General features: G+C 37.8%; 19 protein-coding genes and 1 riboswitch. Of the genes, 3 read left to right on the top strand and 16 right to left on the bottom strand.

Annotation, left to right across the window (positions count from 1 at the left end):
* Positions 1-27: 27 nt before the first annotated feature.
* The 4 genes from SAY88_RS05635 to prsW form a co-directional block, all read right to left on the bottom strand.
* Complete coding sequence (locus SAY88_RS05635) at positions 28-1866, bottom strand: bifunctional homocysteine S-methyltransferase/methylenetetrahydrofolate reductase (protein WP_332630066.1); 1839 nt, start codon at positions 1864-1866, stop codon at positions 28-30.
* Positions 1863-2981, bottom strand: a complete 1119-nt coding sequence (locus SAY88_RS05630) for a methionine biosynthesis PLP-dependent protein (protein ID WP_332630065.1) — start codon at positions 2979-2981, stop codon at positions 1863-1865. Before SAY88_RS05630 ends, SAY88_RS05635 begins: the two co-directional genes overlap by 4 nt.
* A gap of 94 nt (positions 2982-3075) precedes the next feature.
* A riboswitch (SAM riboswitch) is annotated at positions 3076-3179 on the bottom strand.
* Between the two features lie 141 nt (positions 3180-3320).
* On the bottom strand, positions 3321-3482 hold the full coding sequence (locus tag SAY88_RS05625; RefSeq protein WP_250094818.1) for a hypothetical protein: 162 nt from the start codon (positions 3480-3482) through the stop codon (positions 3321-3323).
* 34 nt (positions 3483-3516) lie between these two features.
* Complete coding sequence (gene prsW / locus SAY88_RS05620) at positions 3517-4164, bottom strand: glutamic-type intramembrane protease PrsW (RefSeq protein ID WP_332630062.1); 648 nt, start codon at positions 4162-4164, stop codon at positions 3517-3519.
* Positions 4165-4268: 104 nt separating this feature from the next.
* On the opposite strand from prsW, the gene SAY88_RS05615 reads away from it, so the two are divergent.
* Positions 4269-5237, top strand: coding sequence for an asparaginase (locus SAY88_RS05615; protein WP_332630061.1), 969 nt, complete (start codon positions 4269-4271; stop codon positions 5235-5237).
* A gap of 127 nt (positions 5238-5364) precedes the next feature.
* Here the strand turns inward: SAY88_RS05615 and SAY88_RS05610 are convergent, their stop codons facing one another.
* From SAY88_RS05610 to SAY88_RS05580, 7 genes are all read right to left on the bottom strand, one after another.
* Positions 5365-6333 carry a YpdA family putative bacillithiol disulfide reductase gene (locus tag SAY88_RS05610; protein WP_332630060.1) on the bottom strand — a complete coding sequence of 323 codons (969 nt, stop codon included), beginning with the start codon at positions 6331-6333 and terminating at the stop codon, positions 5365-5367.
* Positions 6334-6444: 111 nt separating this feature from the next.
* Positions 6445-7707, bottom strand: a complete 1263-nt coding sequence (locus tag SAY88_RS05605; RefSeq protein WP_332630059.1) for a Glu/Leu/Phe/Val family dehydrogenase — start codon at positions 7705-7707, stop codon at positions 6445-6447.
* 168 nt (positions 7708-7875) lie between these two features.
* Positions 7876-8475: a genetic competence negative regulator gene (locus tag SAY88_RS05600; protein ID WP_332630057.1), complete on the bottom strand. Its 600-nt coding sequence runs from the start codon at positions 8473-8475 to the stop codon at positions 7876-7878.
* Positions 8476-8594: 119 nt separating this feature from the next.
* Positions 8595-9497 (bottom strand): MerR family transcriptional regulator, encoded by a 903-nt coding sequence (locus tag SAY88_RS05595; protein WP_332630055.1) that lies wholly within the window; start codon positions 9495-9497, stop codon positions 8595-8597.
* Positions 9498-9667: 170 nt separating this feature from the next.
* Entirely contained in the window at positions 9668-10435 is a 768-nt protein-coding gene (locus SAY88_RS05590) for a metallophosphoesterase (RefSeq protein ID WP_332630308.1), read from the bottom strand.
* 35 nt (positions 10436-10470) lie between these two features.
* Complete coding sequence (locus SAY88_RS05585) at positions 10471-10854, bottom strand: hypothetical protein (RefSeq protein WP_332630054.1); 384 nt, start codon at positions 10852-10854, stop codon at positions 10471-10473.
* Positions 10855-11129: 275 nt separating this feature from the next.
* A complete protein-coding gene (locus SAY88_RS05580) occupies positions 11130-12341 on the bottom strand; it encodes a M20 family metallopeptidase (protein ID WP_332630053.1) in 1212 nt (403 codons plus the stop codon).
* A gap of 602 nt (positions 12342-12943) precedes the next feature.
* On the opposite strand from SAY88_RS05580, the gene SAY88_RS05575 reads away from it, so the two are divergent.
* Positions 12944-13174 (top strand): hypothetical protein, encoded by a 231-nt coding sequence (locus SAY88_RS05575; protein ID WP_250094810.1) that lies wholly within the window; start codon positions 12944-12946, stop codon positions 13172-13174.
* A 128-nt stretch (positions 13175-13302) separates the two neighbouring features.
* On the opposite strand, the gene SAY88_RS05570 is transcribed toward SAY88_RS05575, so the two are convergent.
* The 5 genes from SAY88_RS05570 to SAY88_RS05550 all read right to left on the bottom strand — a co-directional run bounded on the left by SAY88_RS05570 (position 13303) and on the right by SAY88_RS05550 (position 17239).
* Positions 13303-13761: a DUF2663 family protein gene (locus tag SAY88_RS05570; RefSeq protein WP_332630051.1), complete on the bottom strand. Its 459-nt coding sequence runs from the start codon at positions 13759-13761 to the stop codon at positions 13303-13305.
* 91 nt (positions 13762-13852) lie between these two features.
* Positions 13853-14089, bottom strand: coding sequence for a hypothetical protein (locus SAY88_RS05565; RefSeq protein WP_332630050.1), 237 nt, complete (start codon positions 14087-14089; stop codon positions 13853-13855).
* Positions 14082-14681, bottom strand: coding sequence for a CPBP family intramembrane glutamic endopeptidase (locus SAY88_RS05560; RefSeq protein ID WP_332630049.1), 600 nt, complete (start codon positions 14679-14681; stop codon positions 14082-14084). Before SAY88_RS05560 ends, SAY88_RS05565 begins: the two co-directional genes overlap by 8 nt.
* The gene (locus tag SAY88_RS05555; protein WP_332630048.1) at positions 14665-16188 is read right to left on the bottom strand and encodes a RecQ family ATP-dependent DNA helicase; all 1524 of its coding nucleotides are present in this window, start codon (positions 16186-16188) and stop codon (positions 14665-14667) included. The genes SAY88_RS05560 and SAY88_RS05555 overlap by 17 nt, the downstream gene beginning before the upstream one ends.
* Complete coding sequence (locus tag SAY88_RS05550) at positions 16178-17239, bottom strand: YpbB family protein (protein WP_332630046.1); 1062 nt, start codon at positions 17237-17239, stop codon at positions 16178-16180. Before SAY88_RS05550 ends, SAY88_RS05555 begins: the two co-directional genes overlap by 11 nt.
* 235 nt (positions 17240-17474) lie before the next feature.
* Between SAY88_RS05550 and SAY88_RS05545 the strand changes: the two genes are divergently transcribed.
* On the top strand, positions 17475-17723 hold the full coding sequence (locus SAY88_RS05545; protein ID WP_250094804.1) for a ferredoxin: 249 nt from the start codon (positions 17475-17477) through the stop codon (positions 17721-17723).
* Positions 17724-17834: the final 111 nt, after the last annotated feature.

Raw genomic sequence — 17834 nt, 5'->3', positions numbered from 1 at the left:
TCCTTTCTATTCCCGCATGCTTCTAAATTACTTACTTCCTTGAATAATTGGTTTCCTTGCTTCAATATATTTTGTTAACTCGACTGTCATTTCATAACGCATAAACGGAGTAATTAAATAAATTCCATTGAAATATTGCAAAGCTGCGTCAATCAGTGATCGCGCAATTTGTATCCCTTCAGCCGCAGCGGCTTCTTTGTCATCTCCACATGCAGCCATCGCAGCTCGAATTTCATCTGTTAATTTAATACCTGGCACCTCATTATGAAGAAATTCAGCATTTCTCGTACCTGTTAATGGCATAATCCCGATATAGATAGGTTCTTTTATATGTTTCGTCTCATTCGCCAAGGATTCCATTTGTTCAATGCTGTAAATTGGTTGGGTCATAAAGTAATCTGCTCCACTTTCAATCTTTTTCTCCATTCTCTTTACAGCTTTATCTAAATGTCTCACATTTGGATTAAACGCTGCACCGACAGAGAAATTCGCTTTCTGCCCCAATTCCTTTCCAGAAAAAGAAATTCCTTCATTCAGCTGCTTCAAAAATGAAATAAGTTGAAAGGAACTTACATCATAAACGGATGTCGCTCCAGGAAAATCGCCAATTTTCGTCGGATCTCCTGTAATCGCCAAGACATCATCAATGCCTAATGCATGTAGACCCATTAAATGAGACTGTAATCCAATCAAATTTCTATCCCGGCAAGTAACATGGACAAGCGGTCTTGCACCTACCTGTTCTTTAATCATTGCACCAAGAGCTAAATTATCGACTCGTGGGGAGGCAAGCGAATTATCAGCCATCGTAACAGCATCTACTCCCGCTTCCTTAAGTGCTTTAGCGCCTTCCATAAACCGCTTTGTACTTAACTTTTTAGGGGGATCTAACTCAACAATTACAGACTTTCGTTCTTTCACAATTTCTGGAAGCGGCTTTTCTTTTCGTGGGATTTCAATCGATTCCCGCATAATCCTAGCTAAAGGCCTGATCGTTTTACTAGTAATCGGTTCTGTCGTTTCTCTCACCTTAGCAAATGCTTCAATATGCTCAGGCGTCGTACCACAACACCCTCCTAATAAACGAACCCCCTGCTTAATAAACTTCTCTCCCATATCTTGAAAATAATCTGCATTCGATTGATAGAAAACACGCCCATCACGATAATCAGGTAAGCTTGCATTTGGGTACGCAGATAAAAACCCCTTTTTCGGTAACGCAATCGTTTCAAATGAACGAAGCATATGAAACGGACCTGTCCGACAATTTAATCCAACCACATCAGCACCTATAGCTGTCAGTTGTTCAAACGCATCAGAAACGGCAATCCCGCCATTCATCACACCTACTTCTCCGAGTGACAGATTTACCACTATAGGCGAATCTGTTAATTTTCGTGCAAGGTTTGCAGCCATCTTTGCTTCTTCCAAATCGTAAAACGTTTCTAATAAAAGGCCGTCAACGCCTTCTGTTAATAGTTCATTTAATTGCTCTTTGAAGGCTTCCTCTATCTCGTCAAGGTTCCATTCTTCTAATTGAAACCGTCTAATCCCCCCAACAGTTCCTAGAACAAATGTATTTTCACTAGAAGCTTCTTTCGCAAGACGAACACCTGAACGATTGATAGAGCGAACCTCTTTTTCTAGCCCATATTTTTCTAGTTTCAGTTTGTTCGCAGCGTACGTATTAGACTGAATTACATCAGCTCCAGCCAAGACGTATCTCTTATGTGCATTTAGAATGATCTCTGGATTTTTTACGTTCACTTCTTCAAAACATTGGTCGACGCCTTGCTCGTATAGCAACGTTCCCATTGCTCCATCTCCTATTAAGACTTTTGATGCTAGTTGTTCTAGAAAACTCATTCATTCTCCCTCTCTTTCACGTGACGGAATGCTTGATCAAGATCAGCAATTAAATCCTCAGCTCGCTCAATACCAACAGAAAAACGTAACAAGCGATTGCAAACACCATTTGCTATCCGAATATCTTCAGGAATGTCCATATGCGTTTGCGTAGCAGGATACGTCATCAAACTCTCAACCCCACCTAAACTCTCTGCAAACGAGACGAGTTTCAACTGCTGTAAAAATGGGTTAACCCAGTCTTCTTTTAATATACGAAAAGATATCATTCCACCTTTTCCAGGATATAGGACGTCTATTACACCTTCTTGCGCCTCTAAATATTTTACGATGGCTTTCGCATTTTCTTGATGTTTATCCATTCGAAGGGCTAGAGTTTTCATCCCTCTAATTAATTGATATGAATCGAAAGCTGACAAGATTGCTCCAATCCCGTTATGGTAATAACCAATTCGCTCACAAAGCTCTTCTCCTTTTGCAGCAATTAACCCAGCGATAACATCATTGTGGCCACCTAAATATTTAGACGCGCTATGTATAACAATATCTGCACCGTCCACTAGCGGTTGTTGCAGAAGCGGGGTATAAAACGTATTATCAACAATTAATAAAATTCCGTATTTTTTGGCTATTTTAGCTAGATCAACTACCGATGCTTCTTGCATTAATGGGTTCGTCGGTGTTTCTATAAATAATGCCTTTGTTTTATCTGTAATACAGCTTTCAAACTGTTCAAGGTTACGAGGGTCGGCAAAAGAGAAAGTTAAGCCCCAACGATTCCATCCTTGTTCAAATAAACGATAGGTTCCTCCATACAAGTCTTGTGATGCTAAAATTTCATCTCCTTGTTCAAAAAGAGACAGAACCGTTTGAATGGCTGCCATTCCCGAGCTGCAAGCAAAACCTCGGTCCCCCTCTTCTAACTCCGCTATCGCTTTTTCTACGACCTCTCTAGTTGGATTGCCTGTCCTTGCGTAATCATATCCTGTCGACTCCCCAATTCCGGTGTGCCTGTAAGCAGTTGAAAAATACACAGGTGTATTAATGGTCCCTGTTGGATTATCGGAACGATTTCCAATTTGTACTAATATTGTCTCAAGTTTCTCACGGTTCATTTATAAGCCCTCCACAATTTTTTTCATTCAATAAATATTAAAAACCACCTTCTATTTTAAATAAGAAGAAGGTGGTTGTGTTATCAATCGCCTCTCCTTATCTTTCAAGCCGTCGACTTGATGGATTTAGCACCTGACCGAAATCGGCTGGTTGCTGAGACATCTTTGGGCCAGTCCCTCCGTCTCTCTTGATAAGAAAATCAATTATTCATATTTTTCATTTAATCAAAATTACAACAAATTTCGAACTTTTGCAAGAGAAATTTTCCCTGCAAGTAGATTAAATTATTAGAAAAAAGCACAACAGCAACGATCGCTACATATTAAGTATTAATTTTTTTATTCTAAGGAAGCATCAATATTTAAGTTTTCTTCATTTCCACAGACACAACGCTTGAAGCCTGTTTCATATTCACCTTTTTCATTTCTACTCCCACGTAGAATATATTTTTCACTACAAACTGGACAACGAATCACAACACGATAACGTCCTTCAGCCATATTGATCACCCTTTACTTATTAAATTCAACGATCTTATACGTCTAATTGGTTAGCTCGTTTCACCTTTTTTAACGCTACCCACCACAGAAAAAACATAAACGGAATTAATGCAACTAAGAAATACATGCCGAAAAAAAGCAATATAAAATCATAGACGCCGTGTAAAATAATAGGCAAACTTAACGAAAACGTCAAATGTTTCACCCTTTTATCTTCTTCTACTTTTGCTCTTCCAAGATAATACCCCATGATAACACCGTACAAAGCGTGACTAGACACGGGCAATAAAGCTCGGATAAAGGCTGTTTCTAAGCCGTTAGCTATTAAATAAAAAACATTTTCTAATGTTGCAAATCCTAATGAGAGAGAGGCGCCATAGACGATTCCATCATAGCGTCTCGCAAAGGTCGCATGTTGATACACAAAAACCCAAAGTAAAAACCATTTGAAGAATTCTTCCACGAACCCATACAAAAAGAAGGCTCTTGTAAATGGATGGGTAAAATACCCTTCCGTCGTGAATGCATATTGTAAAACCATAACAGGAAATACAAGTAACACTCCAATTAAAAACGTTCGAAAAACAAGCGAAACCGTATTTGAACTATAATGATTTCGCAAATAAAAATATGATAATAATGCCATTCCTGGAGCTATTGCTGCTGTAATAAGTGCAAACAATTCGCCAATCCTTTCCCCTTGCGTTACAATTCATTACTCAAACGAAAACTTATATGATAAAATAATATAATTATGCAAAACATTGCGATATTGGGGTGACCTTTTTGAAGAAAATTCTTGTTTTACATACTGGTGGCACCATTGCCATGCAAGAAAATGAACATGGTGCCGTTCAACCAAACTTAATAAACCCATTATATTCCACTATTGAATCGCTATCAACCATTGCCTCCGTGATTGTGGATGATTACTTAAATCTACCTTCTCCTCACATGACACCTAGTTTAATGGTTGATTTAGCAAAAAGGTTAAAAGAGCGTGTGAAAGAAGATCAATTAGATGGCATAGTTGTGACGCATGGGACGGACACCCTAGAAGAAACAGCCTATTTACTAGACCTTATTCTTGACTGGGATACTCCTGTGATTATTACTGGAGCGATGCGCTCTAGTAATGAGCTTGGTGCGGATGGTCCACATAATCTAATTGCATCAGTAAGAGTGGCAGCAAGTGACGAGGCCCGAGGAAAAGGAGTTCTCGTTGTCTTGAATGACGAAATTCACACAGCAAAAAATGTAACGAAAACTCATTCAAGTAATATTGCGACATTCCAAAGCCCTCAATACGGCCCAATCGGAATTGTTACGAAACGAGGGGTGTTTTTTCACCATACATTAACGAAACGTGATTGCCATCCTGTTACACAAATGACGAAAAAAGTAGCTTTGTTAAAGACCTTTGCTGGCATGGACGAAACAATTATCGAAGCCGTTGCAAACACTCACATTGATGGGTTAGTTATTGAAGCATTCGGTCAAGGGAATGTCCCTCCAACCATTATGCCTGCACTAAAGTCATTGATCGCTCGAAACATTCCGGTAGTCCTTGTATCTCGTTGTTTCAACGGCGTCGTCCAAGATACTTATGCTTACGAAGGCGGTGGTCGTACATTAAAAGAAATCGGCGTTATTTTTACAAATGGCTTAAACGGTCAAAAGGCAAGACTGAAACTTATGGCTGTTTTAGAACAATCGACGGATCACTCAACGATTCAGGAGCTTTTTTATAAATAATCCATAGCACTCATTTTTAATGTATGATTTGTCAATCTATGATACAAAGTCTCAAATAGGTCAGGTAACGACCTTCGAAAAGGCAGTCATAAAAGGGCAAAGAATGACCTATGTGACTGCCTCTTTTCTATTTTTTCTTACTTTGAATAGAGTTAGCAATCTGCGCACCGTGAAAACGTCCATTTTCAATGAAGATTTCATTCGCATTATTTCCAGCAGCAATGACACCTGCAATATATAATCCTTCTACGTTTGTTTCCATCGAATCAGGATTAAAATGTGGTCGTCCACTTGCTCGGTCAACAAGAACCCCCATTTCTCTTAAAAACGAATGGTCTGGATGATAACCGGTCATCGCAAAGACAAATTGCGCAGGCACCCTTTCTACCTTTTCTCCTACTTGATAGACAACTTCATTATCTGTAATTTCTACGACCTCTGCGTTAAACACCATGTTTATTTTTTCATGACGAACAAGCGACTCAAATTCTGGTAGGATCCAAGGCTTAACACTAGTAGAATATTCACTACCACGGTACAAATTCGTCACTCGAGCCCCTGCCTTTTCTAGCTCTAATGCTGCATCTACAGCAGAATTCTTACCTCCAATCACAACAACATCCATATCAAAATAAGGATGAGCTTCCTTGAAATAATGGAGGACGTGGCTTTGGTCTTCCCCTGGTATGTTCATCATATTTGGAGAATCATAGTAGCCTGTAGCAATAATTACATGATCAGCTATGTATTCTTCCTTTGACGTTTTTATGTAAAAATGACCTTCTTTTTGCTTTTGAACATTTTCAACGTGTTCATATGCTCTTACGCGTATATTTTTCCTTTTAACCACTTCTCTGTAATAGACAAGCGCTTGGTTTCTTCTAGGTTTTCGTTCTTCAATGACAAATGGCACACCACCTATCTCCAACTTTTCACTCGTACTAAAAAACGTTTGGTGTGTTGGATACCGATGAATGGCACTAACGACATTATCCTTCTCAATAACAATTGGACTGAATCCTTGTTCCATACAAGCAATAGCTGCTGCAAGCCCACAAGGTCCACCACCTACTATAACGATCTCTTCCCTTATCATATGTTTCACCTTCTCTTCATAAATCAAATAGGGAAACTCACAAAATGCCCAAACTATTAATATGTAGGCACATTTGATCTTTCTGAGTCTCCCTTTTTATCCTTTATTTAATTACACCCATCCACGGAACCTTGATGCTTCAGCCATCTTACGTACTCCGATCATGTAAGCGGCAAGACGCATATCTACTTTCCGAACTCTAGCTAAATTATATATATTCTCAAAAGAACCAACCATAACGGCTTCTAACTTTCCTTCTACTTCATCTTCTGTCCAATAGTATCCTTGATTGTTTTGAACCCATTCAAAATACGAAACTGTTACTCCACCGGCGCTTGCAAGAACATCTGGCACGAGTAGAACATCACGCTCGGTTAAAATACGTGTTGCTTCCATTGTTGTCGGTCCATTGGCAGCTTCTACGACAATCGATGCTTTAATTCGGTCCGCATTTGCTTCCGTAATTTGATTTTCAATTGCCGCCGGCACTAATATATCACAATCCAATTCAAGCAATTCTTGATTGGAGATCGTATCTCTAAAAAGCTTTGTAACCGTACCAAAACTATCACGACGATCTAATAGGTAATCAATATCTAAGCCATCGGGATCATATAGGCCACCATAAGCATCAGAGATCCCAACAACTAATGCACCTGCATCATGCATAAATTTCGCTAAGAAACTCCCCGCATTTCCGAAACCTTGTATAACAACGCGAGCTCCATCTAAATCAATTCCTTTTTTCTTAGCCGCTTCACGAATGCAAATTGTCACTCCTTTAGCCGTTGCCGATTCCCTGCCGTGGGACCCCCCAAGAACAAGTGGCTTCCCTGTTATAAAACCAGGAGAGTCAAATTCACGAATGCGACTATATTCATCAAGCATCCAAGCCATAATTTGAGAATTTGTAAAAACATCAGGTGCGGGAATATCCTTCGTAGGACCTACGATTTGACTAATTGCACGAACATATCCACGACTGATACGCTCAAGTTCACGGAAAGACATTTCTCGTGGGTCACAAATAATTCCTCCCTTCCCACCACCATAAGGAAGATCGACGATGCCGGCTTTTAGACTCATCCAAATAGAAAGAGCTTTCACCTCTTTTTCTGTTACACTCGGGTGAAATCTGACACCACCTTTTGTTGGACCAACCGAATCATTATGCTGTGCTCTGTACCCAGTGAAAATATTAGTTGAACCGTCATCCATTTTAACAGGAATTCGAACGGTTAACATACGAATCGGTTCTTTCATCAATTCATACATTTCATCTGGATAACCAAGCTTGTCCAACGCCTTTTTAATGACACTTTGTGTCGCTGCAAGCACGTCTAATTGTTCTGCTTGCTGTTTATTTTCTGCCATTCCTTTTTCACCTCAATAATGGAATTAAAGCTTTTTATCACTTCTTACTATAATGAAACAGCCCTAACTTTTCCAGCTAAAATATAACTTTTCTTTAAAGAATTCCAAAAAAAACTTGCCATTATTTCCTATTCACAAAAAAAGAACTGACAACGAAATTATCAGTTCTTATTTATTAATAAATGTTCCGTAAAGCTCTCGAATAGAATCGTATTTAATGAGTCGTTTTCCATATTCCTCAACGACATAAGAAGAAACGGTTGATGGGTTTCCGAACTCAGCAAGCAACGCAACAAATGTTTCCTCATCGACAAAATCGACATCAAACTCTTCAAATTTGATGAAATATTGGTCCTTATATGAATAAAGTGATCCACCCTGTATTCCGAAAGGGAAAAGCCTAGAAGATAGAGCAATCACATCCTCAATATCAGCAAATTCATAGAAGATATCTTCCGTTTCATCAAGGGTTACTTGCATTTCAATATATCCTTCTTCAAATCCTTCTTCATCAAAATCTTCATCTGATGTACTTTTCGAAACGATAATGACCATTCCTTGCGCAGGCATTGCGTAGACTTCTACGGCAATAGGTCCATCTACTTTAAAACCAAGTTCATCATCTGCCTCTAGAATCATATCACGAAATAAATCATGAACTTTCGGCAAGTCTTGCCATAAGTCTTCTTTCGTTAATCCTCTTTCACGCATATCATCAAAGGTTAGGAATGCTTTGAATTTGTTTGTATTTAAACGCTCAAGACGCATTTGAAACCCTCCTTTTTACGAACACCTATTCCCACTGCTCGTTCCGTCAAAATCGTCTTACTACACAATATGAGAAAACAGAAAAGAAGGTTCGATACACATGACCATTATTTACGATTTTACAAGTTATTTTTCAACCAAATTTCCCAATCCTCTCGTGTATTCCCTAAAATATTATTTTGATATGTAGACTTTTGTTCAACTCCAATACTGTCAAAGGCAGAACCACCTGCTCCGATAATTAAATGAGAGAAACGTGTTTGCAACTCATCAATAACTTTTAATGTGGAATCAAGGTTTTGCTCCATTGTACACGATGTAAAAAATAATTCGGCTTCTACCTCACGAATAACTACTTCAAGATCTGATTCTGGAATCCCTGCACCTAGATATACTACTTCAAAACCTTTACGTCTTAAAAATAACGTAAAAATTAGTAGCCCTAACTCGTGGGTCTCATTGGGCCCACATACACACACGACGTTTGGTTTAAACGCATCTATTGGCATCCCATGAAAGACCATGCCAATTCTTGTACGTAAATAGGAAGTTACAAAATGTTCATGCGCTACAGTAATTTCATTGTTTTCCCACTTACTCCCTACTTTAACAAGTAATGCACCAAGTATATCAATTGTTACTTTATCGATACTAAACAAACTAAATGCTTGATTCAACAGTTGATTCGCCTTGTTCTCCTGAAAAGATAATAGGGCTCCTAAAATATCATCAGCAAGCCGAATAGAGTAATCATTCTCGTACATCGATTCAGTAGGCTCCACCGTAACATAACTTTTTTCAAAAAGATCAACAGCTTGTCCAATTGTAAAACCTTTATTGACCTTGTCAATTAGCCATTTTAAAATAGCGACATGTTCATCTGAATAGAGTCTATGCCCCGCTGTATTTCGAACAGGCTCAATTATGTGATAGCGCCGTTCCCACGCTCGTAACGTTCCCGCTTGGATTCCAAGCATTTTTGAGATCGCCTTGATGTTATACTTCCCTTCTTTTGAAGCCATATTCTTTCCTCCTAGATCCACAAACACTTTCCATAGTTGAATGAACACAACATCGAACTAATTATCCATTTAGTATAGCGAAAACATACTTTCGTGTAAAACAAAAGGAGGATGCACTTAGGAAATTACTCCCAATTTGTACATCCTTATAATTATATTATTTAAAAGTTTCAGCTAACTTCTTCTCTCGTTAACGTAATCAAATGAGTTTCACAAGGTGCACCTAGTCTTAACGGTAGACCTGTGGTCCCATAACCATTACTAATTAGCTGTTTGTAAGAATCAGTTTTAATCCATTGGCCCTTTTTAGCTATCCCCCACCCAAATAACCTAATCTGACCACCATGGGTATGGCCACTTAATATTAATGAAAACGGATGATTCGGCTTAAGAATCTCTGTCACTTCAGGAAAATGACAAACCAAGATTGAAAATGGCTCCCTTGGAATAAAGTAGTGCTCTAATGGTATATCATGTTCAACATCATTGACACTAGCAATAATTAGTTTATCATCACCCTTTTGAATAAACTCCATACCATTACTTAACTCGATAATACCATGTTTCTTAAACATCCTGCGTAAATTATGAACACCGACTTCTTCATCATTATTTCCCCAAATAAATAAACACGGTGCAATCTTTGATAAATGTTTTAAATTCGTTTCTATTCGTGCTAACGGGACTCTTTTTTCACACAAGTCCCCACCAATAATAATGATATCGGTTTCTTTAGCTATTTTTTGCAGAAGAGATTGTGAAATGACTCTTCTATGTATATCACTAATAAAAAAGAGCCGATAACCATCGAATGCCTTTGGAAGCGAACTAAAAGTGATAGTTTGCTTTCTGATTCGATTTCTCTTTGCTTCAAATGCCATATAAAATAATAGGATCAGTAATGCTACTACAACTAAAAATAATGTGATTCCTCTCATTTCCAAGAACGAAACACCTTCATTTCTCCTTTTCATTATCTAATTAATCCAACATCCATAATACCATACCACAAAGCCAAGCCTAAGACGATAAAGGCTGCAATGCCATTATAAAAGAATAAATGAATCCAAGTTAGAAAGGCAGCAACTACAAAGAACATTCGGGGAATGTGGAAAGGAACGGAATAACTTGTCTTCCATATGATGATGACATCCCTGACAAATAATGAATATGCAAGAAAACCTACTATAAACAGAAACACAGCAAATAATAATTTTAATGGAGAAAATAACACTTCTCCTAGAAATGATGACAGCGACCAAACAGGCACTCTTGGGAACAAACTTAATGCTACCAACACTCCACCATATGCCGCAATAAGCAACAAAAATCTCTTATAAATCCATATTGCAAGCATAAAGCCACCTCCTTTTACATTATATGCAAAACATTTCTAAAGAGACGACTTGTTTGACGATTATCCCCTATATAGTAGACGATTTCAAAAAAATAAGGAGTATCTCAAAAGGTCTGCTTTTGACCTTTTAAGACACTCCCGAAGCAATGAGCGAAGTCGCTATATTTATTAGAAGTCTTGAGACGAGTGGATTACACACTTGACTGCATGTAGTGAACAGAGCCATTGTATCTCTGTTCAGTACTTTTGAGACACCCTTTTACATGTTTTAATGTTTAGGAAGGTAGTTCTTCTTTTCCTTTTACTTGTACAGTACGACTTAAAAAGTCAAGTGCTACTTTCCCTAAACATTTAGCTGCAATAAGCATCGCTTTCTCATCAAAATCAAATTTCGGGTGATGATGAGGATAAATAATTCCGTTTTCTTCATTTCCTGCTCCTGTAAAAAAGAACGTGCCTGGTACATGTTGAAGATAATATGCAAAATCCTCTCCACCCATAACAGGGTCCATTTCATGAACAACAAAGTCTTGTTCTATTTGGTTTGCTACATGAACAAAATGATTTGTCTCTTGTTCATCATTAACGACGGCAGGATACCCTTTTTTATAGTCTAACGTATAATCCGCCCCCATCGCCTGACAAATTCCTTTCGTTATTTGTTCGATACGTTCAATAATAAGTTCTTGTACCGTTTCATCAAATGTTCGAACTGTACCAACAATTGTCGCTGAATCAGCAATCACATTGAACGCTCCACCTGCATGAAACGATCCGATGCTAACAACGGCTGATTTTAAAGGATTAATATTTCTACTTACGATGTGCTGTAATTGACTAACAATGCTAGCGGCTACAGCAATTGAATCAACCGTCTCATGAGGGCTAGCTCCATGACCTCCTCGACCACGGATAACAAGATCAAATCGATCTGCAGCAGCCATGATAGGCCCTTGACGATATCCAATTTGGCCAAGCGGCATCGTTGACCAAAGGTGTGTACCAAATATCGCATCCACACCATTCAAACAACCATCCTTAATCATTTCAATTGCTCCACCCGGGGCAAGTTCCTCTGCGAATTGATGAATTAAAACAATCGTGCCTTCTATTTGTTCATGCTGTTCCATTAATACTTTTGCAAGCACAAGTAAAGTAGCGGTATGACCATCGTGTCCACATGCATGCATGACACCTGGGCGTTTCGATGCAAATGGTAATCCTGTTTCCTCATGGATCGGCAATGCATCAAAATCTGCTCGTAACGCAACGGTTTTTCCTGGCTTTCCTCCATGTATGTAGCCTAATACCCCTCGACCACCAACGTTTCTTTTCACAACCACACCTAAACGTTCAAGGTAATCGGCAATCATTTCAGGTGTTTTCTCCTCTTGAAACGATAATTCAGGTTCTGCGTGCAGCATTCGTCGTAAATCAACCATTTCTGGGTATAATTCTTCTAATCTAGTTAACAACTTATCTATCAACGAACACCCCTCCTTATCATTCTATTGTACTCTTCGCACCCTGAAAAGAAAACCAGAATGTTGGCACTTTCCCCAAATTACTATATGAAAATATAAAAATGGTTACCCTAAAAGGTCTGTTTTTGACATTTTGGGGTAACCCCATAAAAAAAGAGAGACTCATTGTCTCTCCTTCTTGACCAACTTATTCAGAATGCTCGGATACTTTCATCATATAAATTGCCATTGCAACAGCCGAAGCCATAGCCAAAAGACCAATGCTAAGAATTGCAACAAGTTGTACTGCTGTCATTTTTCGCTTCACTCCCCTGCTTAAGTAACTCATTTTCTTTTTTCGCATTTACACTATATAAATAGTAGCATAAATAAGAAAACCTTTAGAAATAACTTTGTGACAAATTGAAGAAATTTCCGTTTTGTCACAAAATAAGGTTGACAACTCACTAAGGGAGTATTAGTGTCCATTCAACGTTTGAATTAATTGTTAGAAAAACCAACAAATAAATTGAAAATTTAGTAAACTTATTCTATACTAAAGGTAAGAGTAAAAAGGAAACGCTTTCATCGTGTGATAAAATTTCTCTCACCAAGGAGTGATAGGCTTGATATTAACAAAACTAACAAATAAATCGCTCGTAACAAACCAAGACCTTGAATTAAATCACCGTTTAGGGCTTCCTGTTGAAGTTTTCTGCTCTAAACAAGGAAAAACGCTAGCTTTTGGCCCTATAAAAGGATTCGATGACCAAAAAATTCTCATACGTGATCATGATTTTTGTCGTTCTACCTACCTTTTTTTTGGTAAGCCTGCTTTAAAAAAATCAAAAGTGTGAATGCTCTTGATTTATAAGGAGAAAGGGGCTGTCTAAAATAGCCACAAACATTATTTCAATGACTTCCACTCATTATTTAGGGGTTATCCGAAAAAGGTCCAAATTTACCTTTTTCGGATAACCCCTTCTTATTTATGATAAAGATTGATATTATGTTCTTTTTTTATATAGGAATAAAGCGCTTCTCGCGATTTCCAATCTGAATCCTTTTCCCAAAGTTCCGAACTTCGATCAATAATTTCTTCACGTAATTCATCAAATTCTTTTTCTGCCTTTTTTGCCTTTTTTACAAATAAACGCAATTGAATGAAACCAACTGAAAGAAGAAGCATTAATAATAATATAAGAGGATGACCTACCATTGCGCTTAATATATTTGTATTCAACGACATCTGTTGTCTACTCAATGATGCAGACCCGAACAAAAGGAATAATGCTGCACACCCCATAGCAAATATAGACCAATACATTTTCGCTTTCTCAAACTTCTCAAGCTTTTCTTTCCTCGCAACAAGCTCTTCTAACATCACTTTAACAATTTCTGGCCCATAGTATTTTCTAACATTCCATTCTTTAAATAGCTTCATTCATCCCCACCTCCCCTATACCATTAGTATGAAAGATGGACATGTTTTAGAATAAAAAGAACGCACGAAAGAAGCGATAAATTCTTTTCCTCTATAAGAGCCAGTAAGGAGAAGTGACTGCTGCAATGATTAGCATAAAAAACAAAACTAATAACACCCTGATAAGAGGAAACGAAAGTGTTGTTGTTTTTTTCTTTTTTCTAGACCTTTTTCGATGTATTTCACTTCTTGATGGAAGCGGCTCCTCCCTTTCGGACTTCAGTTGAAACGATTCCTTTTGTTCACGTAATGGATCTGCATGATCATGCTCTTTCCAATTTTCAGCCATTTCCCTCACTCCCCTTCTTTACACGGTATTGGTATCGTATAAATAACCCTAATAAAAAATCAATCAAAAAATGCGCAAAGATCGTTACCATTATATTACCTGTCCAATAAAACAACGCTCCTAATAAAAAGCTTACTAACCAAACATTTAAAAAAAGGACTGGTTTATACAAATAACGAAAATGTATTAAAGCAAAAAGGGTACTAGCAATAACTAAACCAAAAGCTGATTGCAAAACAGCTCGGAATAATAACTCTTCAGCTACTGCTATAACGAGACAAAGAATTGTTAATTCTAGGAGAGATAAATGCCGAAAAACTCGTTCATTAATTCCACCATCATCAAGCCATGATTTAGGTAACAAACGTTCAAGAATAATATCTAGTAAAACGATGAAAACGGCAACTGCCCCGCCTACTCCTATAATAAGCCCAATATTGACTTGAAACAAGCCAATAAACTCGTGCCAGTTATCAAATACAAACCAACCTAAAATCCCAGCTAGAATAAGCAAAATCACTTGTGTGGCATAAACATTTAACTTGAGTTCCCGATCAGTTAATTCAGCTACAACATCACTTTGTTTTTTCATTCACCTTTACACTACTCCCAAATAAATCGCCTAATAACACTCTCCACGATTCAATTTTTTCTACCTTATCTTCCTTTTCATTTTTAAACATTGGTAAGGTTGCCCCGCAATTATCACAGCAATTCTTTGGCCTGCTCTCTAGTTGTTCTGAGAAATAAAACAGAAGTTTCTCTCTTCGACAGGCGGTCGTACGTATCCACCTTAAAAAAGTTTCAAGCCTCTTTCTTTTACTCTTCAACCTCTCTTCTTCATGTTCACGTATGCGAGAACGGACGGAATCAACAGAAAAAGGTCGTACTTGGTCACCTTGTATGATTCCTCTAGTCTCTAATTGATATCGAACAATACGCCAAACGATTTCATTTCCATTAAGCCTCTCCAATATCATTCTCTCTTGTTCCTTTGTCCATGTACGTACATTTTTCACGTGGTTTAGCATCTCATTTAGCTGATCATCCGTCGCTCTCTCTCCCTCAAGTAAAAGCGTATTTAAGCCACGATCTTCTTCACAAAAGAGTAAAATCGCTACACTTGGCTTTCCATCCCTAGCTGCCCGACCAATTTCTTGAACGTATGATTCCATATCAACAGGATAATGAAAGTGTAGAACGTAGCGAATATCTTTTTTATTTATTCCCATACCGAATGCACTAGTGCAGCAAATGACATCAAGCTGGCCATTCATAAATTGCTGTTGAATTAAAAGTCTATCTTCCGTTGACAATCCACCATGATAATGAGCAACCCTCCCGAACCCTTTGCGTTTTAATGTTGCTGCTACATTTTCTGCCCACATTCTGCTAGAAAAGTAAATCATTCCTGGTCCTTGCAAATATTCCACAAGTTGCTCAACCCGTTTCATTTTTTGTTGATTTGTTTCACATGTTTCAACCTGGTACGTGATAGATGGACGGTCGACAGAATTAATTAAATAGCGAGGATCGTTCATCTGAAGTCTAACACTAATATCTTGTTGAACCTCTTTTGTTGCTGTCGCCGTAATTGCAAGACATGGAGGATTTCCAAGAGCTTTTTTCACTTGACCTAAGCGTAAATAATCAGGCCGAAAATCATGCCCCCATTGAGAAATACAATGGGCCTCATCAACAACAAAAAATGAAATATGAATTTTCGATAATTGGTTTTGAACGTATGGAATTTGAAGCATTTCTGGAGATACATAGATCATCTTGTACATATGTAATGTAGAAAACACATTATGTCGTTCTTCTTTTGACAAAAAGCTATTTATGGCAGCTACAGATTTAATTCCATTACTGCGCAGTTGTTGTACTTGATCTTCCATAAGTGATAATAATGGGGAAACAATTAATGTAACTCCTGATGAAAGCAAGGATGGAAGCTGGTAACAAATTGATTTACCAGTTCCTGTTGGGAGCATTGCAACAATATCCTTTCCAGAAAGTAACGCTTCAATTACTTCCTTTTGTCCAGTTCGAAAGCTTGTATACCCAAAATAATGTCGTAATGATTTCTCAAGATCCATGCTTCACCTTCTTCCTAACTAACGCTAATCGAATAACAAAATAATCTACTTCAAATGGGATGCTTTCTTTTAGATCACGCAAGCGAGTTGTTTGGAGATTTCTTGATACTTTCACAATCGATTCCTCCACTTCCATAGGAACGTATGGTCGGATCGAAAAACTAGGGTTTTGAATGGCAATCTCGACAATGTGATCTTCAATCGTATTTCGTTTTAACTTTCGTATATGACTTATTTCCTCAATTGTTTTTCCTTCCTCTAGCAGATCATACGTCTCTCTTGCCGATTCAGTTAACACAAACGAGCTTTTTAACCCTTGAATGAATAGAGGTAAATGTACAAAGTGTTCATCACGTTCAACCTTGCTAATCAAACGATGCAACGTAGATAAGTGGATTATATTAATTTTTTCAATACTTAGTTTCAACTGGTCTGCTATTTGCTGTTTCGTCATGCCAACTTTTTGCCTCCCGCTAAGCTGTAAAACCATAACCAAAGCTTGTACTTCGGAACAATCTTCAAGAAATCTCTCTAGGTCAATATGTAACTGACGAGCTAATTCTTCTCTTTCCCGTTGCTCTTTTGGAAGGTGACTTTTCACCCAATCTTGAACTTCAATTTGATGAGTAACTGGAAAGAAACGGTGGTGACCAATTGTAACATTTGTAATTACTTGAACATATAATGATAATCGTAACCATACTTGCTCAGAAAAACGGTGATAGTCCCAACCTTGTAAATCGTTAATATAAGGATGTTCTGTTTGAAATTTATGTATTTTCTTATGACCTGCTTCGGTTAAACAAACTCGATCACTTTCGACCTTTACGACATAACCATTGTAAATGAGACTGGAAATATCACTTTCAATCTTTTCACGAGTTAACGTCGGAAACAATCCAAAATAAGTTAGCACATCAAAAAAAGCTCCATCTTGAATAGTTTGTGCTGATTTTTTTCCCTTAAGTAAATGAAAAATACCATAGATCGATCTCTCAGATCCAATAGCTTGAATGGTAGAGGCAATGATCGCCTGCCTGATTGTCTCCAAACGTGTTCACCACCTTAAATAACTATATTTTTATTGTAACAAATTCCAGTGAACAAAGTGGCTGAAAAGTACACAATGAGTAAATAAATAAGACGAACACGTTTAAATTTCTCTCTATATGAAACAAATTGGTTGAAAAGTTTGGCAATCCGTTTTACAATAGGTCAGTAGAAATCATATGGTTTTGTCAAACTAGTAATAAATGGAACAGGATGTTAAATGGAGGGTTTTGAATATGGCAAAGTACACAATCGTTGATAAAGATACCTGTATTGCATGCGGAGCTTGTGGCGCAGCAGCACCAGATATTTATGATTATGATGATGAAGGAATTGCATTTGTAATTCTTGACGATAACCAAGGAACAGCAGTAATTCCTGAAGAGTTAGAAGAAGATATGATTGACGCACAAGAAGGTTGTCCAACTGATTCCATCAAAGTAGCAGATGAATCGTTTGATGGGGATGCGCTTAAGTTTGAATAAGCAACGAAAGATAGCTCAAAATTGAGCTATCTTTTCAGGCTGTTGAGAAAGTCTTATCAATAGCCTTTTTTTGTAGCTATTAATCCGATTATTCAGGTGAATATAGTATAA

The organism is Halalkalibacter flavus, assembly GCF_036663575.1.
Classification (GTDB): Bacteria; Bacillota; Bacilli; order Bacillales; family Bacillaceae_D; genus Halalkalibacter; species Halalkalibacter flavus.
The sequence above is the reverse complement of the archived record's forward strand: the minus strand, read 5'-3'. Positions and strand labels throughout refer to the sequence as shown.

Bases quoted from the DNA above. Each gene is read 5' to 3' on its own strand.
- SAY88_RS05635 (WP_332630066.1), bottom strand. From the start codon at position 1,866: ATGAGTTTTCTAGAACAACTAGCATCAAAAGTCTTAATAGGAGATGGA.
- SAY88_RS05630 (WP_332630065.1), bottom strand. From the start codon at position 2,981: ATGAACCGTGAGAAACTTGAGACAATATTAGTACAAATTGGAAATCGT.
- SAY88_RS05625 (WP_250094818.1), bottom strand. From the start codon at position 3,482: ATGGCTGAAGGACGTTATCGTGTTGTGATTCGTTGTCCAGTTTGTAGT.
- SAY88_RS05610 (WP_332630060.1), bottom strand. From the start codon at position 6,333: ATGATAAGGGAAGAGATCGTTATAGTAGGTGGTGGACCTTGTGGGCTT.
- SAY88_RS05605 (WP_332630059.1), bottom strand. From the start codon at position 7,707: ATGGCAGAAAATAAACAGCAAGCAGAACAATTAGACGTGCTTGCAGCG.
- SAY88_RS05600 (WP_332630057.1), bottom strand. From the start codon at position 8,475: ATGCGTCTTGAGCGTTTAAATACAAACAAATTCAAAGCATTCCTAACC.
- SAY88_RS05595 (WP_332630055.1), bottom strand. From the start codon at position 9,497: ATGGCTTCAAAAGAAGGGAAGTATAACATCAAGGCGATCTCAAAAATG.
- SAY88_RS05590 (WP_332630308.1), bottom strand. From the start codon at position 10,435: ATGAGAGGAATCACATTATTTTTAGTTGTAGTAGCATTACTGATCCTA.
- SAY88_RS05585 (WP_332630054.1), bottom strand. From the start codon at position 10,854: ATGCTTGCAATATGGATTTATAAGAGATTTTTGTTGCTTATTGCGGCA.
- SAY88_RS05570 (WP_332630051.1), bottom strand. From the start codon at position 13,761: ATGAAGCTATTTAAAGAATGGAATGTTAGAAAATACTATGGGCCAGAA.
- SAY88_RS05565 (WP_332630050.1), bottom strand. From the start codon at position 14,089: ATGGCTGAAAATTGGAAAGAGCATGATCATGCAGATCCATTACGTGAA.
- SAY88_RS05560 (WP_332630049.1), bottom strand. From the start codon at position 14,681: ATGAAAAAACAAAGTGATGTTGTAGCTGAATTAACTGATCGGGAACTC.
- SAY88_RS05555 (WP_332630048.1), bottom strand. From the start codon at position 16,188: ATGGATCTTGAGAAATCATTACGACATTATTTTGGGTATACAAGCTTT.
- SAY88_RS05545 (WP_250094804.1), top strand. From the start codon at position 17,475: ATGGCAAAGTACACAATCGTTGATAAAGATACCTGTATTGCATGCGGA.